This window comes from Aeromonas sp. ZOR0002 (assembly GCF_963866995.1).
Lineage (GTDB): Bacteria > Pseudomonadota > Gammaproteobacteria > Enterobacterales > Aeromonadaceae > Aeromonas > Aeromonas caviae.
In genome coordinates, this window is the sequence record NZ_CAWMFQ010000274.1 from 6,572 (window position 1) to 7,516 (window position 945).

2 protein-coding genes and 1 pseudogene are annotated in these 945 nt (G+C 65.8%); 2 read left to right on the forward strand and 1 reads right to left on the reverse strand.

The window, feature by feature from the left end; genetic code table 11:
• Positions 1 to 421: ATP-binding protein (locus AACR77_RS14865; protein ID WP_042882520.1), on the forward strand; the 421-nt coding region annotated here is incomplete at its 5' end.
• Positions 422 to 475: 54 nt separating this feature from the next.
• Positions 476 to 658, forward strand: coding sequence for a hypothetical protein (locus AACR77_RS14870; protein ID WP_010676075.1), 183 nt, complete (start codon positions 476 to 478; stop codon positions 656 to 658).
• A 72-nt stretch (positions 659 to 730) separates the two neighbouring features.
• Here AACR77_RS14870 and AACR77_RS14875 read toward each other — a convergent pair.
• Positions 731 to 945 (reverse strand): annotated as a pseudogene (locus tag AACR77_RS14875) (malate dehydrogenase); the annotation flags it as partial.

Here is a 945-nt window from a genome sequence, read left to right on the forward strand (position 1 = left end):
GCTCGACTTCGTGCGCCCGGCCATGGCTCTGCCCTGGCGCGGCGACACCCGATTGCTGGACCGGGCGCTGGAGAACCTCATCGGCAACGCCCTTCGCCATGCCACCAGCCAGGCAAGCCTCTGCATAGCGCGACAGGGGGACGACTATCTGCTGGAGGTGGCCGACGATGGCCCCGGCATCGATCCCGCGCTGGCCCCGCAAATCTTCGAGCCCTTCGTGCGCCTGGATCAGAGCCGGGACAGACGCACCGGCGGCGCCGGGCTGGGGTTGGCCATCGTGCGCAGCATCGCCCACCACCACGGCGGCGAGGTGCAACTGCTGCCAAGCAGCAGCGGTGCCCGTTTCTGCCTGACCCTGCCCGTACATTTGGATACAAACCGTCACCAGTCGCTCACTGAACCGCAGGTCGAACAACCCTAGGATGAAGTCATGGAGAAACGCTCCATGTCATCAAACCGAACGAGGAACTGGAATATGAACAAGCTGATCCCCCTGACTCTGGCCGCTGTCTTCGCCCTGACCTCCGGCTTCACCATGGCCGCCACCCCGACCAAGGCCGCCGCTCCCCACGCCACCCAGACCAAGGTCGTGAAAAAGCATCACAAGGCTGCCCACGCCAAGGCGCCGGCCGTCAAGGTTGCCCCCAAGACCAAGTAAGCTGCCTGCTTCCGCCATGCAAAAGGGGCCCCCGACAGGGGGCCCCTTCTGTTTTTGCGCGCTTGCCGTGACTCAACCCAGCATGTAATCCGCCGGCAGTTCGATGCGGGCCACCCCGGAGGCAACCGCCGCCAGCGCCACGGCACGGGCAACCCGCGGCAGCAGGCGGGCATCCATGGGCTTGGGAATGACGTAATCCTTGCCGAAGGCGAGTTCACTCACGCCAGAGGCGGTCAGCACCTCGGCGGGCACCGGCTCCTTGGCCAGAGCCCGGATAGCCTCCACTG